We start from the raw sequence: 19,781 nt of genomic DNA on the forward strand, positions 1-19,781 counted from the left end.
GGAGAGAAGAGACAGTCATGCGCGTACGCACAACGTTTCGCGAACGCCCGGGGCGCGCCGTGTCCGTCCTGGTGGCGGCCTGCGCCATAGGCGCCGTCGCGGCCCCCTTCGCCATGGCCGGCGCCTCGTCGCAGCCCGCAGCCCGGTCCGCGGCGGACGGCGGGCCGGGTGAACTGCTGCCCACCCCGGAAACGCCCCGGATCTCCGACGGGCCGTACGCGGGCTTCCAGCTCTGCGGCGACCCGGCCGGGGACCCGGTGGTGACGTCCGGGTCGCCGACCCTGGCCGCCACCCTGGAGTCCGTGGCGCCGCCCGGTACGGTCGAGTCCGACCCGCCGGGGCCGCGCCGCAAGGTGCTCTTCGAAGTGGACACGGCCGCCGGGGAACCGGTGTCGCACAAGCAGCTGACCAGCGACACCAGCCATGACGCCGCCTACCAGTTGCCCGACGGCACGCTGGCCGACGGCTCCTACCGCTGGCGGGTGCGGGTCAAGGACGGTGCCACGGAATCGGCGTGGACGGCATGGTGCTCGTTCACGGTCCGGCGCCGCTGAGCCCTTCGGCGGGGACGCACGCCCCGGACCGGTGCCCCGGTGTGCTCGCGCGCGCCGGGGCACCGGTCCGTCCCGTGGCGCGGATTCTCGGCTTCAGCCGGCGCACCACCCGGGGCAGGGCTCAGTGCAGTACCCGCAGCGCGCCGGGGAGCGCCGTGGCGGTGACCGGGAGTTCGGCCTCGACCTCGCCGTCGGCGCCGTAGGGGACGCCGCGGTCGGCTTCGATGCGGACCTGGGTGCCGCGCAGGACGTGCACCTCGGGGCGGCGGACGTGGGTGCCGGTCTTCAGCTCGTTCATCAGGGCGAAGAACAGGTGCCGGGGGGCGTGCCGGATCAGCACGACGTCCAGCAGGCCGTCGTCGATCCTGGCGTCGGGGGCGATGACGCGGCCCGAGCCGTAGAAGCCGGAGTTGGCCGCGACGACGGTGTAGCCGTGGTGTGCGTGCTCGACGCCGTCGACGGTGACGCGGTACCGGACGGGGCGCCAGCCGGCCACCGCGCGGAGACCCCCGGCGTAGTAGGCGGCGGCGCCCCTGAGCAGTCCGGCGTGGTTGGCGTGGCGGTTGGCGAGCGCGTCGACTCCGGCGTAGACGCTGCCGAGGACGACGGTGCGGTCGTGGACCGCGGAGCGCACCTCGATGGTGTCGACGGGGCGCGGTTCGGCCTCCAGCAGGACGCGTGCCAGGGCGTCCGCCCCGGTGGGCAGCCTCAGGGCCCGGGCGAAGTCGTTGCCGCGCCCCGCCGGTATCAGGCCCAGGACCGCGTCGGTGCCGCTGAGGGCTCCGCCGATGGCGCCGGTGACGCCGTCGCCGCCGACCGCCAGCACGATCCGCCCGCGTTCCCCGGCGGTCCGGGCGAGTTCCTGGGCGTGTCGCAGGCTCTGGCTGTGGGCGGTCTCCAGGTCGGCGCCCGCGTCCCGCAGCAGCCTGGCCACCCCGAGAAGGGCCGCCGCGCCCGTGGCAGCGCCTGCGGTGGGGTTGACGACGGCCGTGAACTGTCGCATCGGGTGGGCCTCCGGGCGGTCGGCGGATGGACGCATGGGCGGATGGACGGACGAGTGGATCGGTCGGCGGTGGAGCGGGGGCCGGGTCGGTTCAGTCTGCGGGAAGCAGGACGCCCGGGTTGAGGACTCCGGCCGGGTCGAGACGTCGCTTGACGGCTCGCAGGGCGTCGACGGCCAGGTCGCCGGCCTCGCGTACGTACCAGTCGCGGTGGTCGGTGCCCACTCCGTGGTGGTGGGTGATGGTGCCGCCGGCGGCGAGGATCGCGTCGTTGGCCGCGTGCTTGGCGCGGGTCCAGTGGGCGAGGGGGTCGTCGCCCTGGGCGCTGACCACGGTGAAGTAGAGGGAGGCGCCGTTCTCGTAGACGTGCGAGACGTGGCACATGACCAGGGGCGGGGTGCCCGCCCCGGTGAGTGTCGCGGTCAGGGCGTCGCGGACGCCGGCGTACAGCTCCGGCAGGCGGGACCAGAACGCCGCGGTCTCCAGCGTCTCGGCGAAGGCGCCCGCGTCGAGCAGCGCGTCCCTGAGGTAGGGGGCGGAGTAGCGGCCGTGCGCCCAGCGACGGCCCGGCTCCTCCCCCAGCGGCTGTCCGCCGGCCCCGCGCAGCACCGCGGTCGCCGCGGCGCGGCGGTGGGCGGTGTCCTCGTCGGTGCCCTCGAAGCCGACGACGGCCAGGCAGCCGGCGTCCTGCCGCGCGGCGTCGGAGCCGATGGCGTCGGGCTGTGCCAGGCCGACGAGGGTCTCCGTCTCGTCGGACAGGCGCAGCACCGTCGGCCGGGGCCCGTCCTGGGCCAGCCGGCGCAGGGCGTCGGTGCCCTGCCGGAAGGTCGGGAAGCGCCAGCCGTCGTAGACGCGGGAGCGCGGGACGGGACGGACGCGGACGGTGACCGAGGTGATCACGCCGAACGCGCCCTCCGAGCCGAGCAGGAGCTGGCGCAGGTCGGGGCCGGCGGCGGAGCGCGGGGCGCGGCCGGTCTCGACGGTGCCCTCGGGGGTGGCGAGGGTGAGGCCGAGGACCATGTCGTCGAAGCGGCCGTGGCCGGCGGAGGCCTGTCCGCTGGAGCGGGTGGCGGCGAAGCCGCCGATGGTGGCCCACTCGTAGGACTGGGGGAAGTGGCCGAGGGTGAAGCCGTGTCCGGCGAGCAGCGCCTCGGCGTGCGGGGCGCGCAGTCCGGCCTGGAGGGTGGCGGTCCGGGAGACGGGGTCGACGGCCAGGAGGCCGTTCATGCGGCGCAGGTCGAGGGAGACGAAGGCGCCGCGCCCGACGGGGGCGAGCCCGCCGACGACCGAGGTGCCGCCGCCGAAGGGCACGGCCGCCAGCCCGTGGGCGGCGCAGGCCCGCAGGACGGCGAGAACCTCGTCGTGTCCGGCGGGGAGCACCACGGCCGCGGGGAGGTCGTCGACCTCGCCGGCGCGGATGCGCAGCAGGTCGGGGGTGGACTTGCCGCGGGTGTGCCGGATGCGGGCCTCGGCGTCGGTGCGGACGTGCTCGGGGTGTCCCCCGACGGCCGCCAGCAGGGCGTCGTACGCCTCGGCGTCGAGGGGTGCGGCGGGGACCGGGATCCGGTCGAGCGGCACCGGGGCGGCGGCGCGCGGCTCGACGCCGAGCAGGTCGTGCAGCAGCCCGAGCACCGTGTCGGGCAGCACCGTCGCCGCGGCGGGATCGCCCCAGCCGCTCCACAGCATGTCCATCGGTGTCGTCCTCCAGGTCGGCGGTGCGGGAGGCCGTCTCGTCGCGGCCCTCATGAGGCGTTACACTGTGACACATGACGCCTATTCGTCACAACCAGTCGGACGGGGACGCGGTGCTCGACGCGGTGCGCGACTGCGTCCTGGCCGTCGGAGTCCGCCGGACGACGCTCACCGACGTGGCCCGCCGGGCGGGGGTCTCCCGCATGACCCTCTACCGGCGCTGGCCCGACGTCCGCTCGCTGGTCGGCGACCTCATGACCCGGGAATGGGTCGGAGTCGCCACCGGCGCCATGCCCGAGCGGCGCCCGGACACCGACGCCCGCACCCTCCTCGTCGACGGCCTGGTGGCGGGGGTGACCGCCTTCCGCGCGCATCCGCTGTTCCGCAAGATCGTCGACGTGGACCCCGAGCTCCTCCTGCCCTACGTCCTCGACCGGCGCGGGGCGAGTCAGGAAGCCCTGCTGGAACTGCTCTCCGCCGGAGTGCGCGAGGGCCACGCGGACGGCTCGGTGCGGCCCGGCCATCCGGGGCGGCAGGCCCGCTCCCTGCTGCTCGTCGTCCAGTCGTTCACGCTGTCCCTGCGGACCATGACCGACGAGGACGACCCGGACCTCGACTCCGCGGCCTTCCTCGGGGAGTTGCGGACCCTTCTGGAGAGGACCCTCACGCCATGAGCCGCACCAGCAGCACCGCCCCGCCCCGCGGCGCCTCCTCGCTGTCGGCCGCCCGCCGCTCACGGGAACTCGCCGGGACCGTGGGCGGGCCGACGGTGGACGTCCTGGTCGTCGGCCTGGGTGCGACGGGTGCCGGAGCCGCCCTCGACGCGGCCGCCCGGGGCCTGACGGTCGCCGCCGTCGACGCCCACGACCTCGCCTTCGGCACCTCCCGCTGGAGTTCGAAGCTCATCCACGGCGGCCTGCGCTACCTCGCCTCCGCGCAGTTCGACGTCGCCCACGAGAGCGCGGTGGAGCGCGGGCTGCTCATGGAACGCACCGCGCCGCACCTGGTGCACGCCGAACCCTTCGTCCTGCCGCTCACCCCGCTGGTCTCGCGCGGCCAGGCGACCCTGGCCTGGGCGGGCTTCCGCGCCGGGGACGCCCTGCGGCTCGCCGCCCGCACCGCACGGGCCACGCTGCCGGCGCCCCGCCGCCTCTCGGCGACGGAGGCCCGCCACCTCGCCCCGGCCGTACGTCCCGAAGGACTCCGCGGCGGCCTGCTGTCCTGGGACGGCAAGGTCACCGACGACGCCCGCCTGGTCACCGCCCTCGCCCGGACGGCCGCCGCCCACGGCGCCCGCGTCCTCACCCGGGTCCGAGCACTGCGGCTCACCGGCCGCGGAGCCGTGGTCCGCGACGAACTGACCGGCGAGGAGGGCGAGATCCGGGCCCGCACGGTCGTCAACGCCTCCGGCGTCTGGGCCGGCCGGCTGGTCGAGGGCATCCGGATACGGCCGTCCCGGGGCACCCACCTCGTCCTGCGCTCCGAGCGCCTCGGCGCCCTCCCGGCAGGACTGCACGTCCCGGTCCCCGGCGAGACGAACCGCTTCGTCCTGGTCCTCCCCCAGGGCGACGGCCGCGTCTACGTCGGGCTCACGGACGAACCCGTCGACGGCGACCTGCCCGACGTCCCGGCCGCCCCGGAGTCGGACATCGGCTTCCTCCTCGACGTCCTCGGCTGTGTGCTCGACACCCCCGTGCACCGTCGCGACGTGGTCGGCGCCTTCGCCGGGCTGCGCCCGCTGCTGGACTCGGCGGACACCGGTAGGACCGCGGACATCTCCCGGCGGCACGCGGTCGTCAGCCAGGGCGACGGCGTCGTCACGGTGGTCGGCGGCAAGCTCACCACCTACCGGAGGATGGCCCAGGACGCCGTCGACGCCGCCGTCGCCTCGGGCCGCCTCACCGCCGCCCCCTGCCGCACGGCCCGCCTCCCCCTCGTCGGCGCGGCGCCCCCGCGGACGCTGCGCGCCCTCGCCGCGCCCCGCCGCCTCGTCCGGCGCTACGGCACGGAAGCCCCGGCCGTCCAGGGCCTCGCCGCCGCCCACCCGCACCTCGCCGAGCCCGTCCTCGCGGGCCATCCCGTCACCGGCGCGGAACTGGTGTGGGCACTGCGTCACGAAGGCGCCCTCGACGAGGCCGACCTCCTCGACCGCCGCACCCGCGTCGGCCTGGTACCGGACGACCGCGACCGGGCCCTGCCCGCCGTACGCCGCCTGCTGGACGAGACCCGGGACCGGTCGCGCCCGGGTCTGTCGTGACCCGCGCCGACCAGGACGGCGGGGCCTGACGTGCGGGGTCTCAGCCGTCCGTGAGGCCGAGGCCGGCGAGGGCGCGCCTGCCGTCCTCCCGGTGGCCGGGGCCGGCCAGCAGCAGCGTCCGTGCCGACTGGTAGGGGCAGCCCGCCGCCTCGAAGGCCGCCGCGGCGGCGAGCTGACGTGCCGGGTCACCGTCCAGCAGCGCCTGGGCCCGGTCCAGCTGGGCGGTGGCGACCGGATTGCCGGCGACCGTGCCGCGGGCGGCGGCGACCCGGTCACGGGCGTCCGGGTGGCCGACGAGCACCGAGGCCTCCGCCCGCAGGGCGACGTACCAGTGCAGCCAGATCCAGGAGACCCACTTCCACACCTGGTCCGGCTCCGGTGCGACCCGCTCCAGGGCCTGGTCCGGATCGCCGTGGTGGAGCAGGACCATCGCGTCGAAGACCGCGCCGTAGCCGTGGCGGTGCTCCGACTCGGTGCCCGCCCGGTCGACGATCCCGAGCCAGGCAGCCCGGGCGTCGTGGTCGCCCCGCAGGCCGTGGACCATGGCGACCGACGCGGCGGCCGGGCCGAGCGAGAACGACCGTTGCCGGCCGCTGCGCCGCCACGCGTCGAGGAACCCGGCACTGCCGGTGAGCACGTCGCCGGCGCGGCCCGCGAACGCGTCCGCGATCAGGAGCCAGGACGTGGCGTGGTGGCCCACCTCGGCGAACAGCGGGTGGGCGGCGAGTTGGCCGCCCCACCGGCGGGCCTGCGGCAGGTCGCCCACGCCGAGGGCGGTTCCGGCGGCCATGGCGAGGGCGTCCATCCGCTCGTGGGTGGCGGCGGGGGTGTGCGGCACCGGCTCCAGGACGGCGATCCGGCGCCGGGCGGCAGCCGCGGCGCCGAAGGAGTCACCGGCCCAGGTCAGGGCGCCGGACAGGGCGTCGAGCGCGGCGGACTCGGCCACCGGATCGCCCGCCCGCCGGGCGAGTTCCACGGCCCGCTCGGCGCGCCCGACGGTCTCGTGCGCGGTGTTGTCGGTGTCCCCCTGGACCGCGCCGAAGGCATCCGCGAGCACCGCCGCCTCGGCCAGCGCCAGCGCCGCCTCGACCGCGGGGGCGCCGTCGCCGTAACCTCCGCCGTCACCGTGACCTCCGCCCTCGCCCCCGCCCTCGTCGGACAGTTCCCGCGCGGTCCCCGGCACGGCCCTCGCCTCGGCCCTCGGATCGCCGTCGCCGTCACCTCCGCCGTGACCTACGCTTCCACCGGACAGTTCCCGCGCCGTCCTCAGCATGGCCCTCGCCTCGGCCGTGGTGGGGACCCGGGTGAACTCGCTCGAGAAGCGGTACGCGACGGTGGCGGCCGTCGCCAGGTCGCGGCCGGCGCCCGGACGGTCACCGGCCCGCCGGGCGGCCTCCGCGGCGCCGCGGTGCAGGCGGAGCATGTCGTCGCCGAGCCTGCGGCAGCCGGCCACCGCGGCGGCCTGCCGCAGCGCCTCGGCGCCGGCCGCGTCATCGGCGAGCGCGGCCGCCAGTTCGTAGCACTGCTGGGCCTCGCCGAGCAGGTGGTGGACGAAGGTCAGCCCGCCCATGGCCAGGGCGAGACGGTGGGCGTGCGCGCGCTGCTCCGGCCGGTCGGCGGCCCAGGCGAGGGCGGCTCTGATGTCCTCGGCCAGGGCGTCGAACCGGGCGCGCCGGCCGGTGCCCTCGCCCTCCGCCGCGGTGAGGGCGGTCGCGCCGGCCAGGCACCGGGCCAGGTGACGGGCGCGGACCTCGGTCAGCTCGCCGGCGTCGGCGAGCCGCTCCGTGCCGTACTGGCGGATGGTCTCCAGCGCCTGGTACCGGGTGCCGGTCGCGGCGGGCGTCGCGGTGAGCAGGCTCTGGTCCGCGAGCCTGCCGAGGCCGTCGGCCACCGCGACCGGGTCCAGCGGGGCGAAGGCCGCCACCTCGACGGCCGCGTCGGCGGTGAACGCCGTCGCGAACACCGAGACACGGCGCAGCAGTGTCCGGTCCCGCGGCTCCAGCAGGTCGTGGCTCCAGTCCAGCGCCGCCCGCACCGACCGGTGCCGGTCGTCGGCGCGGGGCCCGCCCGCGAGGATCCGCAGCTGGTCGGAGAGGCCGGCCGTGAGCCCGTCCAGTCCGAGCGTGGGCCAACGCGCCGCGGCCAGTTCGATGGCGAGCGCCATGCCGTCGAGCCGTTCGCACAGGCCCGCGACCCGCTCGCGCACGGCGGGGTCCGGGGGCCGGCCGACTGCCGCCGCCCGTTCCATGAACAGGGTCACGGCCTCCGACTCGTCCCCGTCGGCCCAGGACAGCGGCGGGACCGGGAAGACCCGTTCGAACGGCACCGTCATCCGGGCCCGGCTCGTCGCCAGCACCCGTAACCGGGGGCAGGCGACCAGCAGGCGTTCCAGGAACGGCGCCACCCCGTCGCGTACCTGCTCGCAGTTGTCGAGCACCAGCAGCGCCTGACGGTCCGCCAGTGCCGCCAGGACCGCCTCGTCGATGCCCCGGCCGGGCTGTTCGCCGACCCCGACCGCCGCCGCGACCGCGGCCCCGACCCGGCCCGGATCGACGACCGGGGCCAGGTCGACGAACCACACCCCGTCGGCGAAGTCACCGGCCGTCTCCGCCGCCACCGCGAGCGCGAGCCGGGTCTTGCCCACGCCGCCCGGACCGACCGCGGTCACCTGCCGACAGGACTTCACCGCCTCGGCCAGCTCCGCCCGCTCCCGCACCCGGCCGACGAACGCCGTCAGCGGCACGGGGAGGGCGGGGGCCGGCCGCGGCCGTTCGGCACGGGCGAGTTCGACGGCACGCCTGGCGAGCGCCCGCCGGTCGGGCACCCCCAGCTTGCGCAGCAGCGCGGAGACGTGTGACTCGACCGTCCGGACGGAGATGAACAGGCGGGCGGAGATCTCCGCGTTGCTGAGGTGCTCCCCGAGCAGCGCGAGCACTTCGCCCTCCCGGGCCGAGATCACTGAGGTGGACACGGGGTCATTATCCGTGGTGATCTCCGTGGCCGGCACGGAGGCGGGGACCGCCCCGGCGGGGAGAGAGTGTGACCACGGCGATCGAGCCCGGCAGGTCAGGCCGGGCGGATCATGACCCGCGACCCCGGGAGTGACCATGACCGGCTCGGCCAACCGCACTTCGAGGACCGCCGCGCACCCCACCGGCCCGGACGCCGACGTCCTCGGCCGGGTCCAGGACGGCACGGGTGCCGGTCCGCGCTCCCGCGCCCGGCGCCGCCGTGACACCGCGCACCGGCTCACCCACGACGTCGACGTCTGGGTGGCCACGGCCTCGGCGGACGGCGTGCCGTACCTGGTGCCGCTGTCCTTCGACTGGGACGGCGAGACGCTGCTGCTCGCCACCGCGGCCGGCGGTCCGACCGGCCGGAACCTGGTCGCCGCCGGTACCGTCCGCCTGGGACTGGGCCCCACCCGGGACGTGTCGATGATCGACGGTGACGTCGAAGGGCTGGACATCGACGCCCTGCCGCGGGAGCGGGGCGACCGGTTCGCCGCCCGCACCGGCTTCGACCCGCGCGTCCCGGACCCGACCGGCACGCCGTACCGCTGGTTCCGTGTCACCCCGCGCCGCGTCCAGGCCTGGCGCGAGGCGGACGAACTGACGGGACGTGAGCTGATGCGCGACGGCAGGTGGCTGGGTTAGGCCCGAAGAGTTCACGACAGACCGCACTTCACAGATCGCACCCACCCGGAAAGGCACCCCCCATGACCAGCACGCACAAGCCCGCACCGAAATCCGGCACGCCCGCGCAGGGCTTCGAGGGGTTCTCCGCCGAGGAACGCGAGGCGATGAAGGACCACGCCCGGGAGCTGAAGACGGCCGCGCGCCGCAGCCCGCGCTCGGCCAAGGCGGACGGGGAGAGCGACGTCCGCGCGAAGATCGCCGGGATGGAGGACGCCGACCGGGTCCTCGCCGAGCGGCTCCACGAGATCATCCGGGCCACCGCGCCGCACCTCACGCCGAAGCTGTGGTACGGCATGCCCGCGTACGCCCGTGACGGCAAGGTCGTCTGCTTCTTCCAGAGCGCGCAGAAGTTCAAGACCAGGTACGCCACGCTCGGCTTCAGCGACCAGGCGCACCTCGACGACGGCACCCTGTGGCCCACCTCCTACGCCCTGACGGCACTGACCGCCGACACCGAGGCGCGGATCGTCGCGCTCGTCGAGAGGGCGGCCGGCTGAGACCGCCCGCACCCCGCTGATTACCGGTACGGGCCACGGCTTCGGCAGGATGGTCCCATGACCGAGATCCGCACCCCCCGCCTCCTCCTCCGTCGCTGGCACGACGACGACCTGGTCCCCATGGCCGAGATCAACGCGGACCCACAGGTGATGCGGTGGGTCGACGACGGCTCGGTGCTCGACCTGGACAGGACCGCGGAGGCCATCGAGCGGTGGGAGGAGGAGTGGGACGAGGAGGGCTTCGGCCTCTTCGCGGTCGAGTTGCTGGCCTCGGGCGAGCTGGCCGGCTTCACGGGGCTGTACGTGCCCGAGTTCCTGCCGGAGGTGGCCTCCGAGGTGGCGATCGGCTGGCGGCTCGGTACACCGTTCTGGGGCCAGGGGTACGCGTCCGAGGCCGCGCAGGCCACGCTGGAGTTCGCGCTCCAGGACCGGGGGCTCGACCGGGTCGTCGGCATCTGCCGGGTGGGGGACGAGGCCTCGGAGAACGTCATCCGCAAGCTCGGGATGGTGCCGGAGCGGGTGACGACCCACCCGGTCCACGACGTCCCGCTGGCCGTGCACGCGATCGACCTCACCGAGTACCAGGGCTGAACGCGCGGGCGGCGGACCGCGGGACCCGGCCGGTCACTGCGGGCGGGCCATGAGGACGGCGACGTCGTCCTGCGCGGGGTGCGGCAGCATCCGTGCGAGGACGTCGTCGCAGAGTTCCGCCAGTGAGCGTGCGGGCGCCCGCAGGGCGCGGGCGAGCCGGTCCAGGCCCTGGTCGAAGTCCCGGCCGCGGGCTTCGACGAGACCGTCGGTGTACAGCACCAGCAGGCCACCCGGCGGCAGCGGGACCTCCTCCGTGCGGAACTCGTGCCCGCCGGTTCCCAGCGGGGTGCCCGGCGGGCCGTCGAGGAAGGTGACCGACCCGTCGGGTGCGGTGACGGCCGGCGGCGGGTGGCCGGCCCGGGCGACCAGGCATCCGCCGGACGCGGGATCGTGGACGGCGTAGACACAGGTCGCCATCTCGTCCTCGCCCATGTCGGCCACGACGGCGTCCAGTGAGCGGAGCATGCGGGCCGGAGGGATGTCGTGCCGGGCGAGGGTGCGCACCGCCGTGCGGAGCTGGCCCATGACCGCCGCCGCGTGGATGCCGTGGCCCATGACGTCACCGATGACCAGTCCGGTCCTGCCGTCGGGGAGCGCGATGACGTCGAACCAGTCGCCGCCGACGTCGTGTTCGCTGGCCGGCAGGTAACGGCCGGTGAGTTCGAGGCCGGGGACGACGGGCAGCGCGCTGTTGGTCAGGCTGCGCCGCAGGGTGAGGGCCGCCGCGCGCTGCCGGGTGTACATCAGGGCGTTGTCGATGTTCAGGGCGGCGCGCGCGGCCAGTTCGTCGATGAGCACGCAGTCCTGCTCGTCGAAGGGTTCGCGGGTGCGGAGCCGGGTCACGATGACCGCGCCGAGCACCTTGCCGCGGGCGACCAGGGGGATCAGTCGCGCGGAGCCGAGGCCCATCAGGTAGGCGCGCAGGTGGTCGGAGCGGGGGTCGCTGACGAGGGCCGGGACGTCGGAGCGGTAGAGGTTCGTGGGGCGTCCCTCGGTGATGACCCTCTCGTACAGCGAGCCGTGCGGGATCTGGGACGTCATGCCCGGCAGGAGCTTCGCCGTGGGGGCCGCGGGGTCGGGGAAGTGGGCGGCCATGCGCCGGACCACGCCGTGGGTGGAGGCGGCGGACTCGTCGGGCTGCAGGACCTCTTCGAGGAGCTGCACGTCGGCGGAGTCGGCGAGCTGGGGCACCAGCATCTGCACGATCTCCTCGGCGGTCTGCCGCAGGTCCAGGGTGGTGCCGATGCGGGTGCCCGCCTCCGCCAGCAGGGCGAAACGGCGTCTGGCCCGCTCGGCGTCGGCCTCGGCGCGCTGGCTCTCCGTGATGTCGATGAGGGAGGCGATCAGGCCGAGGGTCCGGCCGGCGCCGTCGACGAGGGGGGCGTAGGAGCAGGACCAGGTCCGGTCGTGGTGGGGGTCGGAGGCGGTGCGTCCGGTGCGGCGGACGTCGACGACGGCGGTGCCCCGGTCCAGGACCTGCCGCATCGTCGACTCCAGGGCGGCGGCGTTGACGTCGGGCACCACCTCGGACAGGCGTTTGCCCAGATGCTCGGCGGCGGAGAGGCCGTTCATCCGGGCGAGCGCGTCGTTGACCCGCAGGAAGCGCAGGTCGGTGCCGAGGGTGGCCAGGCCGATGGGCGACTGGCGGAAGAGGCTCTCCAGGGCGGCCAGTGAGTCCCGCATGCGCAGGACCTGGGAGGTCTCCACGGCGATGAGCAGGGCGCCGGGCCGTCCGAGCGCGTCGGCGGCCGGGACGATCCACATCTCCATCGTCACCTGGTGGCCGTCGCGGTGGCGCACCCACAGGGTGCCGACGACGGTCTCCCCGGCGTGCACCCGGCGGGTCAGCTGGTCGGCGAGTTCGGCGTTGCCCTCGGGGACGAGCAGGGCCGAGGCGGGCCGGCCGAGTACGTCCTCGGGCCGGTGGCCGAGCAGGTCCTGGGCGGCCAGCGACCACTCCACGACGCGTCCGTCGGCGTCCTCCCGCCAGAGCGCGATCGGCAGCAGCTCGCGCAGCACGCCCGCGTACCCGACAGCCGTGGAGGGCTGTTCCGGTACCGGTCCCGCCGTCTGGTGAGCGTCCACCGCACGTCCTGACCCCCAGGCAACATTTCGTACGAAAACACCCTATCCGGAAGAGTGGAGTCCATCAGGCGGCAGAGCCGCGGCGCCCGGACCGCCGGGATCGCCCGGCGGCCGCCCGGCAGCCGTCCGACGGACATCCGACGGACATCCGACGAACATCCGGCGACCACGGCCACGGCCACGGCCACATACTGACCGGTTTGTTGCCTTACGGGACTGTTCGAGCGATTTCATTCCCGTCGACTTATCCTGACGTCGGAAGGGCTCGGTAATCGAGAGCCGGTCCCTCGACCGGCGGGAAGCGAGCTTCCATGGCTGAGCGATTCAAAAGGTCGGGGCTGATCGGCGAGTTGTCGGCCGAGTTCGCCGGCACGATGGTTCTCATCCTCTTCGGATGCGGAGTGGTGGCCCAGGTGGTCGCCGGCGGGGCCCTGACGACACCGCCGGGCGGCCTCGGCAACCACGACAGCATCGCCTGGGCGTGGGGCCTCGGCGTCACCCTCGGCGTGTACGTCGCGGGGCGGCTGAGCGGCGCCCACCTCAATCCCGCGGTGACCGTGGCCCTGGCGGCCTTCAAGGGGTTCCCGTGGAGCAAGGTCGCGCCCTACGCGCTGGCGCAGACCGCGGGCGCCTTCGTGGCGGCCCTGATCGTCCGGTGGAACTACACCGAGGCACTGGCGAAGGCCGACCCCGGTCACACCATCAAGACGCAGGGTGTCTTCTCCACGCTCCCCGCCAACGGCAACCCGAACCTGCCGGTCCACGAATGGGGCGCCTTCCGCGACCAGGTCATCGGCACCGCCATCCTGCTGCTGCTGATCCTGGCCGTCACGGACCTGCTCAACAACCCGCCCGGTGCGAACCTGGCCCCGTTCATCGTGGGCCTGATCGTCGTGGCGATCGGCATGGCGTGGGGAACCAACGCGGGATACGCGATCAATCCGGCGCGTGACTTCGGTCCCCGGTTGGCCAGCTTCTTCACCGGTTACGGCGGAGCGTGGCGGGATCAGTACGGGAACCTCTACTTCTGGGTGCCGATCCTCGGCCCCCTGATCGGCGGTCTGCTCGGCGGCGGCCTGTACAAGGCGTTCGTCGGCCGGCTCCTGCCGACGGCGGAGCCGGAGCCTCCCGGCCGCGTCCCCGCCCCCGACGACTCCGAGCGCTGACCCCCGCAGCAAAGGCGGTACCCCATGGCTGACTTCGTGGGCGCGGTGGACCAAGGCACCACCAGCACCCGATTCATGATCTTCGACCACGACGGGAACGAGGTGGCGAAGCACCAGCTGGAGCACGCCCAGATCCTCCCGCGGTCGGGATGGGTCGAGCACGACCCCGTCGAGATCTGGGAACGCACCAACTCGGTGATACAGAACGCCCTGCGGCACGGGAACCTGTCCCCGGAGGACCTGGCCGCGATCGGCATCACCAACCAGCGGGAGACCACGGTGGTGTGGGATCCGCGCAGCGGACGCCCCTACTACAACGCCATCGTCTGGCAGGACACCCGCACCGACTCCATCGCCGCGGCCCTGGAACGCTCGGGCAAGGGCGACGTCATCCGCCGCAAGGCGGGCCTGCCCCCGGCGACGTACTTCTCCGGCGGCAAGATCCAGTGGATCCTGGAGAACGTCGACGGGGTCCGCGAGGCGGCGGAACAGGGCCACGCCGTCTTCGGCAACACCGACAGCTGGGTCCTGTGGAACCTGACGGGCGGCCCGGACGGCGGGATCCACGCCACCGACGTGACCAACGCCAGCCGGACCATGCTGATGGACCTGGAGACGCTGGACTGGGACGACGAACTGCTGGGCTTCTTCGGGATCCCCCGGTCCATGCTGCCCGTCATCAACCCCTCCTCCCACCGCGAGGCGTACGGTGTCACGCGCACCTCCCGGCCGCTGCGCGCCGCCATCCCCATCACCGGGGTGCTCGGCGACCAGCAGGCGGCCACGGTGGGACAGGTCTGCTACGCCCCCGGCGAAGCCAAGAACACCTACGGCACCGGCAATTTCCTGGTCCTCAACACCGGTACCGAGCTGGTGCGTTCACAGCACGGGCTGCTCACCACCGTGGCGTACCGGTTCGGCGACGAGCCGGCGGTCTACGCCCTGGAGGGCTCCATCGCGGTCACGGGGTCCGCGGTGCAGTGGCTGCGCGACCAGATGAAGATCATCAGCAGTGCCGACGAGAGCGAGACGCTGGCCCGTACCGTCGAGGACAACGGCGGCATGTACTTCGTCCCGGCGTTCTCCGGCCTGTTCGCACCGTACTGGCGTTCCGACGCCCGCGGCGCGATCGTGGGCCTGGCCCGCTACAACGACAACGGCCATCTGGCCCGGGCGACCCTGGAATCGATCTGCTACCAGAGCCGTGACGTCGTCGAGGCCATGGAACAGGACTCCGGGGTCCACCTCGACGTCCTCAAGGTCGACGGCGGTGTGACGGCCAACGACCTGTGCATGCAGATCCAGGCCGACGTCCTCGGGGTGCCGGTCAGCCGCCCGGTCGTCGCCGAGACGACCGCGCTCGGCGCCGCCTACGCGGCCGGCCTGGCGACCGGCTTCTGGCGCGACACCGACGAACTGCGCACCCACTGGCAGGAGTCCAAGCGCTGGCAGCCCCAGTGGTCCGACGAGCGACGGGCCGAGGGCTACGCCGGCTGGAAGAAGGCGGTGGAACGCACCCTCGACTGGGCCAAGGTCGAGTAGGCGCCTCCTGACAGATCTCCCGAGAGCCCTCCCGAGCCGGGGCCGACAGCACGTGTCGGCCCCGGCTCCGCCGTGTCGCCGGCCGGGCGCGCCCCCGGCCGCGCCGTGCGAAAGGTCTGGACAACCCTCGAACACGCATGTTGTCATTCCGCTTGCGCGCACGGTCCGCCACGTCCGAAGAGCCGCTGATCCCCTCCCCTGTCCGTGAGCAAGTCCCCTGCCGCACGAGGCCGTTCGCGGGCGGACGGGCCGTGAGAACACCGTTCGCAAGCCGTTCCCGAGTCATCCCCGCTCGATGCCCGCTCGATGCCCGCTGCGCGAGAAAGGTTTCGATGACCACACGACACAGCCGGCCGGCCACCAGACTGTGGACGCTGCTGATCGCGGCAGTCCTCCTGGTGCTGCCCGCCGGCGGCCTGTTACCCACCGCCTCGGCCGCGGAACCGGTCGCCGGCACACCGGCGGCCTCCCCCGGCGGGGCCGCCGTCGAGGTGCACGGGCTGAAGGGCGAGTACTTCAGCATGTCGGCACCAGGAGCCCGCGACTTCGCCACCCTCGGTGGCACCCTGCTCGAACCGCAGATCAACTTCTCCGGGCTGACCGGCACCTTCGAGGAGCTGACCGGGAGAACCGAGCACACCACAGCCCGCTGGACCGGTCGTATCACGGCGCCGGCGACCGGCGACTACACCTTCCACGGCATCGGTGACAACGGCTTCCGGCTGTTCGTCGACGGCCGGCCGGTCATCGACCACTGGGAACCCGACTGGGACCGGGAACAGACGAGCGCGCCGGTCAGCCTGACCGCCGGTGAGCCGCACGACTTCCGCCTGGAGATGTTCCAGGACCTCGGCGGGTCCACCATGTTCCTGCGCTGGTCGACCCCGACGATGCCCAAGCAGCTCGTCCCCGAGTCGGCGTTCACCCCTCCGGCGGGATTCGAGGTCTACCCGGTCGACCTCTCCGTCGCCGAGGACGGGCGACACCTGCGGGCCCGCTTCGACAACGAGGTCGGCGGCCTCCAGGACGCCAGGGACCACCTGAAGGTCGAGGCCGACACCACCGCGATGCCCGTCGCCGCGCTCGCCGTCTCCCCCGGTGACCGCAACACCCTGGACGTCACGCTCACGGAGCCGGTCCAGAAGGGCCAGCAGGTCCGCGTGACCTACGACGGCCGGGGCGGCCTGACGTCCGGCACCGAGACCGTCCCCCGGATCGTCCGCTCGGCGCGGAACGCCTCCACGCACCGGCTCACCACCGTCTGGGGCGACGCCCTCGACGAGAAGAACCCGCTGCCGGAGTATCCCCGTCCACAACAGGTGCGCGCCAAGTGGAAGAACCTCAACGGCCCCTGGCAGTTCAGCGGTGCCGAGGCGGGCGAGCAGCCGGTGTTCGGCAGGGCTCTCGACGAGCGGATCGTCGTGCCGTTCCCGGTCGAGTCGCAGCTCTCCGGACTGGAGCGGCACGAGGACCACATGTTCTACCGCAGGCTGGTGGACGTGCCGAAGAACTGGAAGGTCGGCAGGGGCAACCGGCTGAAGCTCAACTTCGGTGCCGTCGACCACCAGTCACGCGTCTGGGTCAACGGCAGGAAGGTCGCCGAACACACCGGCGGCTACACCGCGTTCGGCGCCGACATCACCGACGCCCTCACGGGCACCGGGCCGCAGGAGATCGTGGTCGCGGTCACCGACACCGGGGGCGCCGACCAGCCGACGGGCAAGCAGTCCACCGACCCGGGCGGCATCTTCTACACCCAGTCGTCGGGCATCTGGCAGACGGTGTGGATGGAGCCGGTCGCCGACACCTCCGTTGACAACGTAGTCACGACCCCCGACATCGACACCGGCAGCCTCGCGGTGACCGTCGAGTCCGAGGGCGCCTCCACGAAGGCGCGCGTGGAGGCCGTCGCCCGTGACGAGCGCGGCAAGGTCGTCGGCCGGGTCAGCGGGCCGGCCAACGAGGAACTGCGTCTGCCCGTGGCGGAGCAGCACCTGTGGAGCCCGGACGACCCCTACCTCTACGACCTCGACGTCAAGCTCACCGACGGCAGGTCCACCGACCGGGTGGGCAGCTACTTCGGCATGCGCGAGGTCGGCATCGCGGACGTCGGCGGCTACCGCAAGCTGGTGCTCAACGGGAAGCCCGTCTTCTCCCTCGCCACGCTCGACCAGGGCTTCTGGCCCGACGGGCTGTACACCGCGCCCAGCGACGAGGCCCTCGCCTTCGACCTGGAGGCGCACAAGCGGCTCGGCTTCAACGCGGTGCGCAAGCACATCAAGGTGGAGCCGGCGCGCTGGTTCTACCACGCGGACCGGCTGGGCCTGCTGGTCTGGCAGGACTTCGTCTCCGGGAACATCACCGGCCCGACGGGGCAGAAGGCGTTCGTCGACCAGGGCAGGGAGATGATGCGCCAGCACCACGACGCGCCCTCCGTGATCGGCTGGACCGTCTTCAACGAGGGCTGGGGCGAATGGGACCGCGAGGAGAGCGGACGTATCGCCGAGGCCGTGAAGGCCGCCGACCCGTCCCGGGTCGTCAACGCCCACAGCGGCGTCAACTGCTGCAATTCCAAGGGTGACTCGGGCAAGGGCGACATCATCGACCACCACGACTACAACAACACCGACCCGGCCTTCCCCGACCGGACGCGGGCCGCGATGGACGGCGAGCACGGCGGCTTCACCCTGCGCGTCCCGGGCCACCTGTGGCCGGGCACCCCCACGGTGATCTACAGCGGTGTCGCCGACAAGGAGGCGCTGACCCGCACGTACGTCGAGAACACCGAGCGGTACTACCTCGACCAGGCCGGGGCCGAACTGTCCGGCTCGGTGTACACGCAGATCACCGACCTCGAGAACGAGCTCAACGGCCTGTACACCTACGACCGCCGGGAGATCAAGGTCGACCCGGTCCGGGTCCGGGAGATCAACCGCGCGGTGATCGCGGCCGGTGCCGCCGCGGGCGACCGGAAGGAGCTGAAGGGCGGCGGGCGCTGGTCCCTCGACGAGGGCACGGGTACCACCGCGAAGGACGACGGCCCGAACGACAAGGGCCTGAAGCTCTCCGAGGGCACCATCTGGACACCCGGTGTCAGCGGCAGCGCACTGAAGTTCGGCGGCGAGGGACAGTACGCCGAGACCGACGGCCCGGTGCTGGACACCACGGGCAGCTACTCGGTGTCGGCCTGGGTCGCCCTCGACGCGCTGCCGGGCAACTACGCCACCGCGGTCAGCCAGGACGGCCGGCGCCGGGCGAGCCCGTTCTACCTCCAGTACGGGCAGGGCGCCTTCGCCTTCAGCACCCCCGGCGAGAAGCGCGCCCGGTTGGCGATCACCCCCGAACGCGGCCGCTGGTACCACCTCGTCGGAGTACGGGACGGCGCGCGCGGCACGATCACGCTGTACGTCGACGGCGTACCGGCGGCGACGGCCGACGCCGGTCCCGCCTACGTCGGCTCCGGCCCCCTCGCCGTCGGCCGCGCCCAGTGGAACGGCGCCGACACCGATTTCTGGAACGGAGCGGTCGACGAGGTCCACGCCTTCGACAGGGCCCTCACCGCGGAGGAGGTGAGCGCCCTGCACGGCCGGGAGAAACCGTGACCGGCGGGTCCGGGCGGGCGGTGCCGGGACAGGGTCTGCCGGTCCGGGGCAGTCGGACCGGCGGAGACCCGGAGGCAGCTCCGGCCGAGCACAGGGAGCCTGTCCACGATGGGTACCGCCGTCCACGTGCCGCAGACCAGGGACATGATCGGGGAGGAGCTGTCCGGCGACGAGGCGCTGGCCGCGTTGCGGCGCTACGGCGGCTTCTCCCTGCTCGTCGACTCGTTCGCCCGGTTCCGGTACGCCGACGGCTTCACCAACGCGCGGGCGCTCGCCTTCCAGGTCGTGCTGGGTCTGGTGCCCTTCGCCCTGGCCCTGGTGGGCCTGGCGACGTCCGTGCACACCGACTCCGTGGGCCGGATCGTCGAGCTGACGCTCGGGGACATCGTGCCCGGTGCCGGAGCCGGCGTGGTCGACGACGCGTTCGCCGGGACGCGGCGCAGCGCGCACGGCGACGTGTGGAGCACCCTCGCCCTGTGGCTGGGGCTGGGGTCCGCCGTGCTGAACCTCGCCTCGGCGATGGCCCAGACAGAGCGGGGCGCCAACCGTATCTACGGCATCGAGCGGGACCGCCCGTTCGCCCGCAAGTACGGACGTGCCCTGCTGCTGTCGTTCGGGGCCGGGATGCCGCTGGTCCTCGGGTTCGTGGCGGTCGTGGCCGGCGGGCCGCTCGGCGACGCCGTCGCCGAGACCCTGGGGTCCGGCGCCGGTGGGAACCGCTGGTGGAACGCGGTGCGGATCCCGGTGGGCCTGGCGCTCGCGTGGATCGCCTCCGCCGTCGTCTTCCGCTGGTCCCCGCGCCGCCGGCAGCCCGGCCACACCTGGCTCGCCTTCGGCAGCGCGGTGCACCTGGTCCTGTGGGTCGGGGCCACCTGGCTGCTGTCGCTGTACGTCGGCACGAGCTCGTCGTTCGGCTCGGTGCACGGACCGCCGACCGCCTTCGTCGCGCTGCTCCTGTGGGCCAACGTCACGGCTGTCGCCCTGTTCCTGGGCATCGCGTTCGCCGCCCAGCTGGAGGCGGCACGGGCCGGGTTCGGGGATCCGGTCCGGCCCGACCCGGGGCCCGGTTCCTGAGCCCTCGCCGTATACCGTCGGG

The 19,781-nt window shown here is 73.8% G+C and carries 14 protein-coding genes; 10 read left to right on the forward strand and 4 right to left on the reverse strand.

Features of this window, described 5'->3' with window-relative positions:
- The first annotated feature begins 17 nt into the window (after window positions 1-17).
- Window positions 18-554 (forward strand): hypothetical protein, encoded by a 537-nt coding sequence (locus tag AB0N31_RS14265; protein ID WP_366058651.1) that lies wholly within the window; start codon window positions 18-20, stop codon window positions 552-554.
- Window positions 555-675: 121 nt separating this feature from the next.
- Here AB0N31_RS14265 and AB0N31_RS14270 read toward each other — a convergent pair whose 3' ends face one another.
- Together AB0N31_RS14270 and AB0N31_RS14275 are read right to left on the reverse strand one after the other, a co-directional pair.
- Window positions 676-1,557, reverse strand: coding sequence for a YegS/Rv2252/BmrU family lipid kinase (locus tag AB0N31_RS14270; RefSeq protein WP_366058652.1), 882 nt, complete (start codon window positions 1,555-1,557; stop codon window positions 676-678).
- 91 nt (window positions 1,558-1,648) lie between these two features.
- Window positions 1,649-3,247 (reverse strand): FAD-binding oxidoreductase, encoded by a 1,599-nt coding sequence (locus AB0N31_RS14275; protein ID WP_366058653.1) that lies wholly within the window; start codon window positions 3,245-3,247, stop codon window positions 1,649-1,651.
- Window positions 3,248-3,321: 74 nt separating this feature from the next.
- On the opposite strand from AB0N31_RS14275, the gene AB0N31_RS14280 reads away from it, so the two are divergent.
- Together AB0N31_RS14280 and AB0N31_RS14285 are read left to right on the forward strand one after the other, a co-directional pair.
- Window positions 3,322-3,921, forward strand: a complete 600-nt coding sequence (locus tag AB0N31_RS14280; protein WP_366058654.1) for a TetR/AcrR family transcriptional regulator — start codon at window positions 3,322-3,324, stop codon at window positions 3,919-3,921.
- Entirely contained in the window at window positions 3,918-5,504 is a 1,587-nt protein-coding gene (locus AB0N31_RS14285; protein WP_366058655.1) for a glycerol-3-phosphate dehydrogenase/oxidase, read from the forward strand. The genes AB0N31_RS14280 and AB0N31_RS14285 overlap by 4 nt, the downstream gene beginning before the upstream one ends.
- Before the next feature lie 40 nt (window positions 5,505-5,544).
- Here the strand turns inward: AB0N31_RS14285 and AB0N31_RS14290 are convergent, their stop codons facing one another.
- Window positions 5,545-8,475 carry a LuxR C-terminal-related transcriptional regulator gene (locus AB0N31_RS14290; RefSeq protein ID WP_366058656.1) on the reverse strand — a complete coding sequence of 977 codons (2,931 nt, stop codon included), beginning with the start codon at window positions 8,473-8,475 and terminating at the stop codon, window positions 5,545-5,547.
- A gap of 136 nt (window positions 8,476-8,611) precedes the next feature.
- Between AB0N31_RS14290 and AB0N31_RS14295 the strand changes: the two genes are divergently transcribed.
- The 3 genes from AB0N31_RS14295 (at window position 8,612) to AB0N31_RS14305 (ending at window position 10,290) form a co-directional block, all read left to right on the forward strand.
- Window positions 8,612-9,160 (forward strand): pyridoxamine 5'-phosphate oxidase family protein, encoded by a 549-nt coding sequence (locus AB0N31_RS14295; protein ID WP_366058657.1) that lies wholly within the window; start codon window positions 8,612-8,614, stop codon window positions 9,158-9,160.
- A 62-nt stretch (window positions 9,161-9,222) separates the two neighbouring features.
- On the forward strand, window positions 9,223-9,699 hold the full coding sequence (locus AB0N31_RS14300; protein ID WP_366058658.1) for a DUF1801 domain-containing protein: 477 nt from the start codon (window positions 9,223-9,225) through the stop codon (window positions 9,697-9,699).
- A 57-nt stretch (window positions 9,700-9,756) separates the two neighbouring features.
- Complete coding sequence (locus AB0N31_RS14305) at window positions 9,757-10,290, forward strand: GNAT family N-acetyltransferase (RefSeq protein ID WP_366058659.1); 534 nt, start codon at window positions 9,757-9,759, stop codon at window positions 10,288-10,290.
- 33 nt (window positions 10,291-10,323) lie between these two features.
- Here AB0N31_RS14305 and AB0N31_RS14310 read toward each other — a convergent pair whose 3' ends face one another.
- A complete protein-coding gene (locus tag AB0N31_RS14310; RefSeq protein ID WP_366058660.1) occupies window positions 10,324-12,375 on the reverse strand; it encodes a SpoIIE family protein phosphatase in 2,052 nt (683 codons plus the stop codon).
- A 311-nt stretch (window positions 12,376-12,686) separates the two neighbouring features.
- On the opposite strand from AB0N31_RS14310, the gene AB0N31_RS14315 reads away from it, so the two are divergent.
- The 4 genes from AB0N31_RS14315 to AB0N31_RS14330 all read left to right on the forward strand — a co-directional run bounded on the left by AB0N31_RS14315 (window position 12,687) and on the right by AB0N31_RS14330 (window position 19,759).
- Window positions 12,687-13,541, forward strand: a complete 855-nt coding sequence (locus AB0N31_RS14315; RefSeq protein ID WP_366058661.1) for an MIP/aquaporin family protein — start codon at window positions 12,687-12,689, stop codon at window positions 13,539-13,541.
- A 24-nt stretch (window positions 13,542-13,565) separates the two neighbouring features.
- Complete coding sequence (gene glpK, locus AB0N31_RS14320; protein WP_366058663.1) at window positions 13,566-15,083, forward strand: glycerol kinase GlpK; 1,518 nt, start codon at window positions 13,566-13,568, stop codon at window positions 15,081-15,083.
- Window positions 15,084-15,415: 332 nt separating this feature from the next.
- A complete protein-coding gene (locus AB0N31_RS14325) occupies window positions 15,416-18,685 on the forward strand; it encodes a LamG-like jellyroll fold domain-containing protein (RefSeq protein WP_366058664.1) in 3,270 nt (1,089 codons plus the stop codon).
- Between the two features lie 108 nt (window positions 18,686-18,793).
- Window positions 18,794-19,759, forward strand: a complete 966-nt coding sequence (locus AB0N31_RS14330) for a YihY/virulence factor BrkB family protein (protein ID WP_366058665.1) — start codon at window positions 18,794-18,796, stop codon at window positions 19,757-19,759.
- Window positions 19,760-19,781: the final 22 nt, after the last annotated feature.

The organism is Streptomyces sp. NPDC051051 (genome assembly GCF_040682975.1).
Taxonomy (GTDB): domain Bacteria; phylum Actinomycetota; class Actinomycetes; order Streptomycetales; family Streptomycetaceae; genus Streptomyces.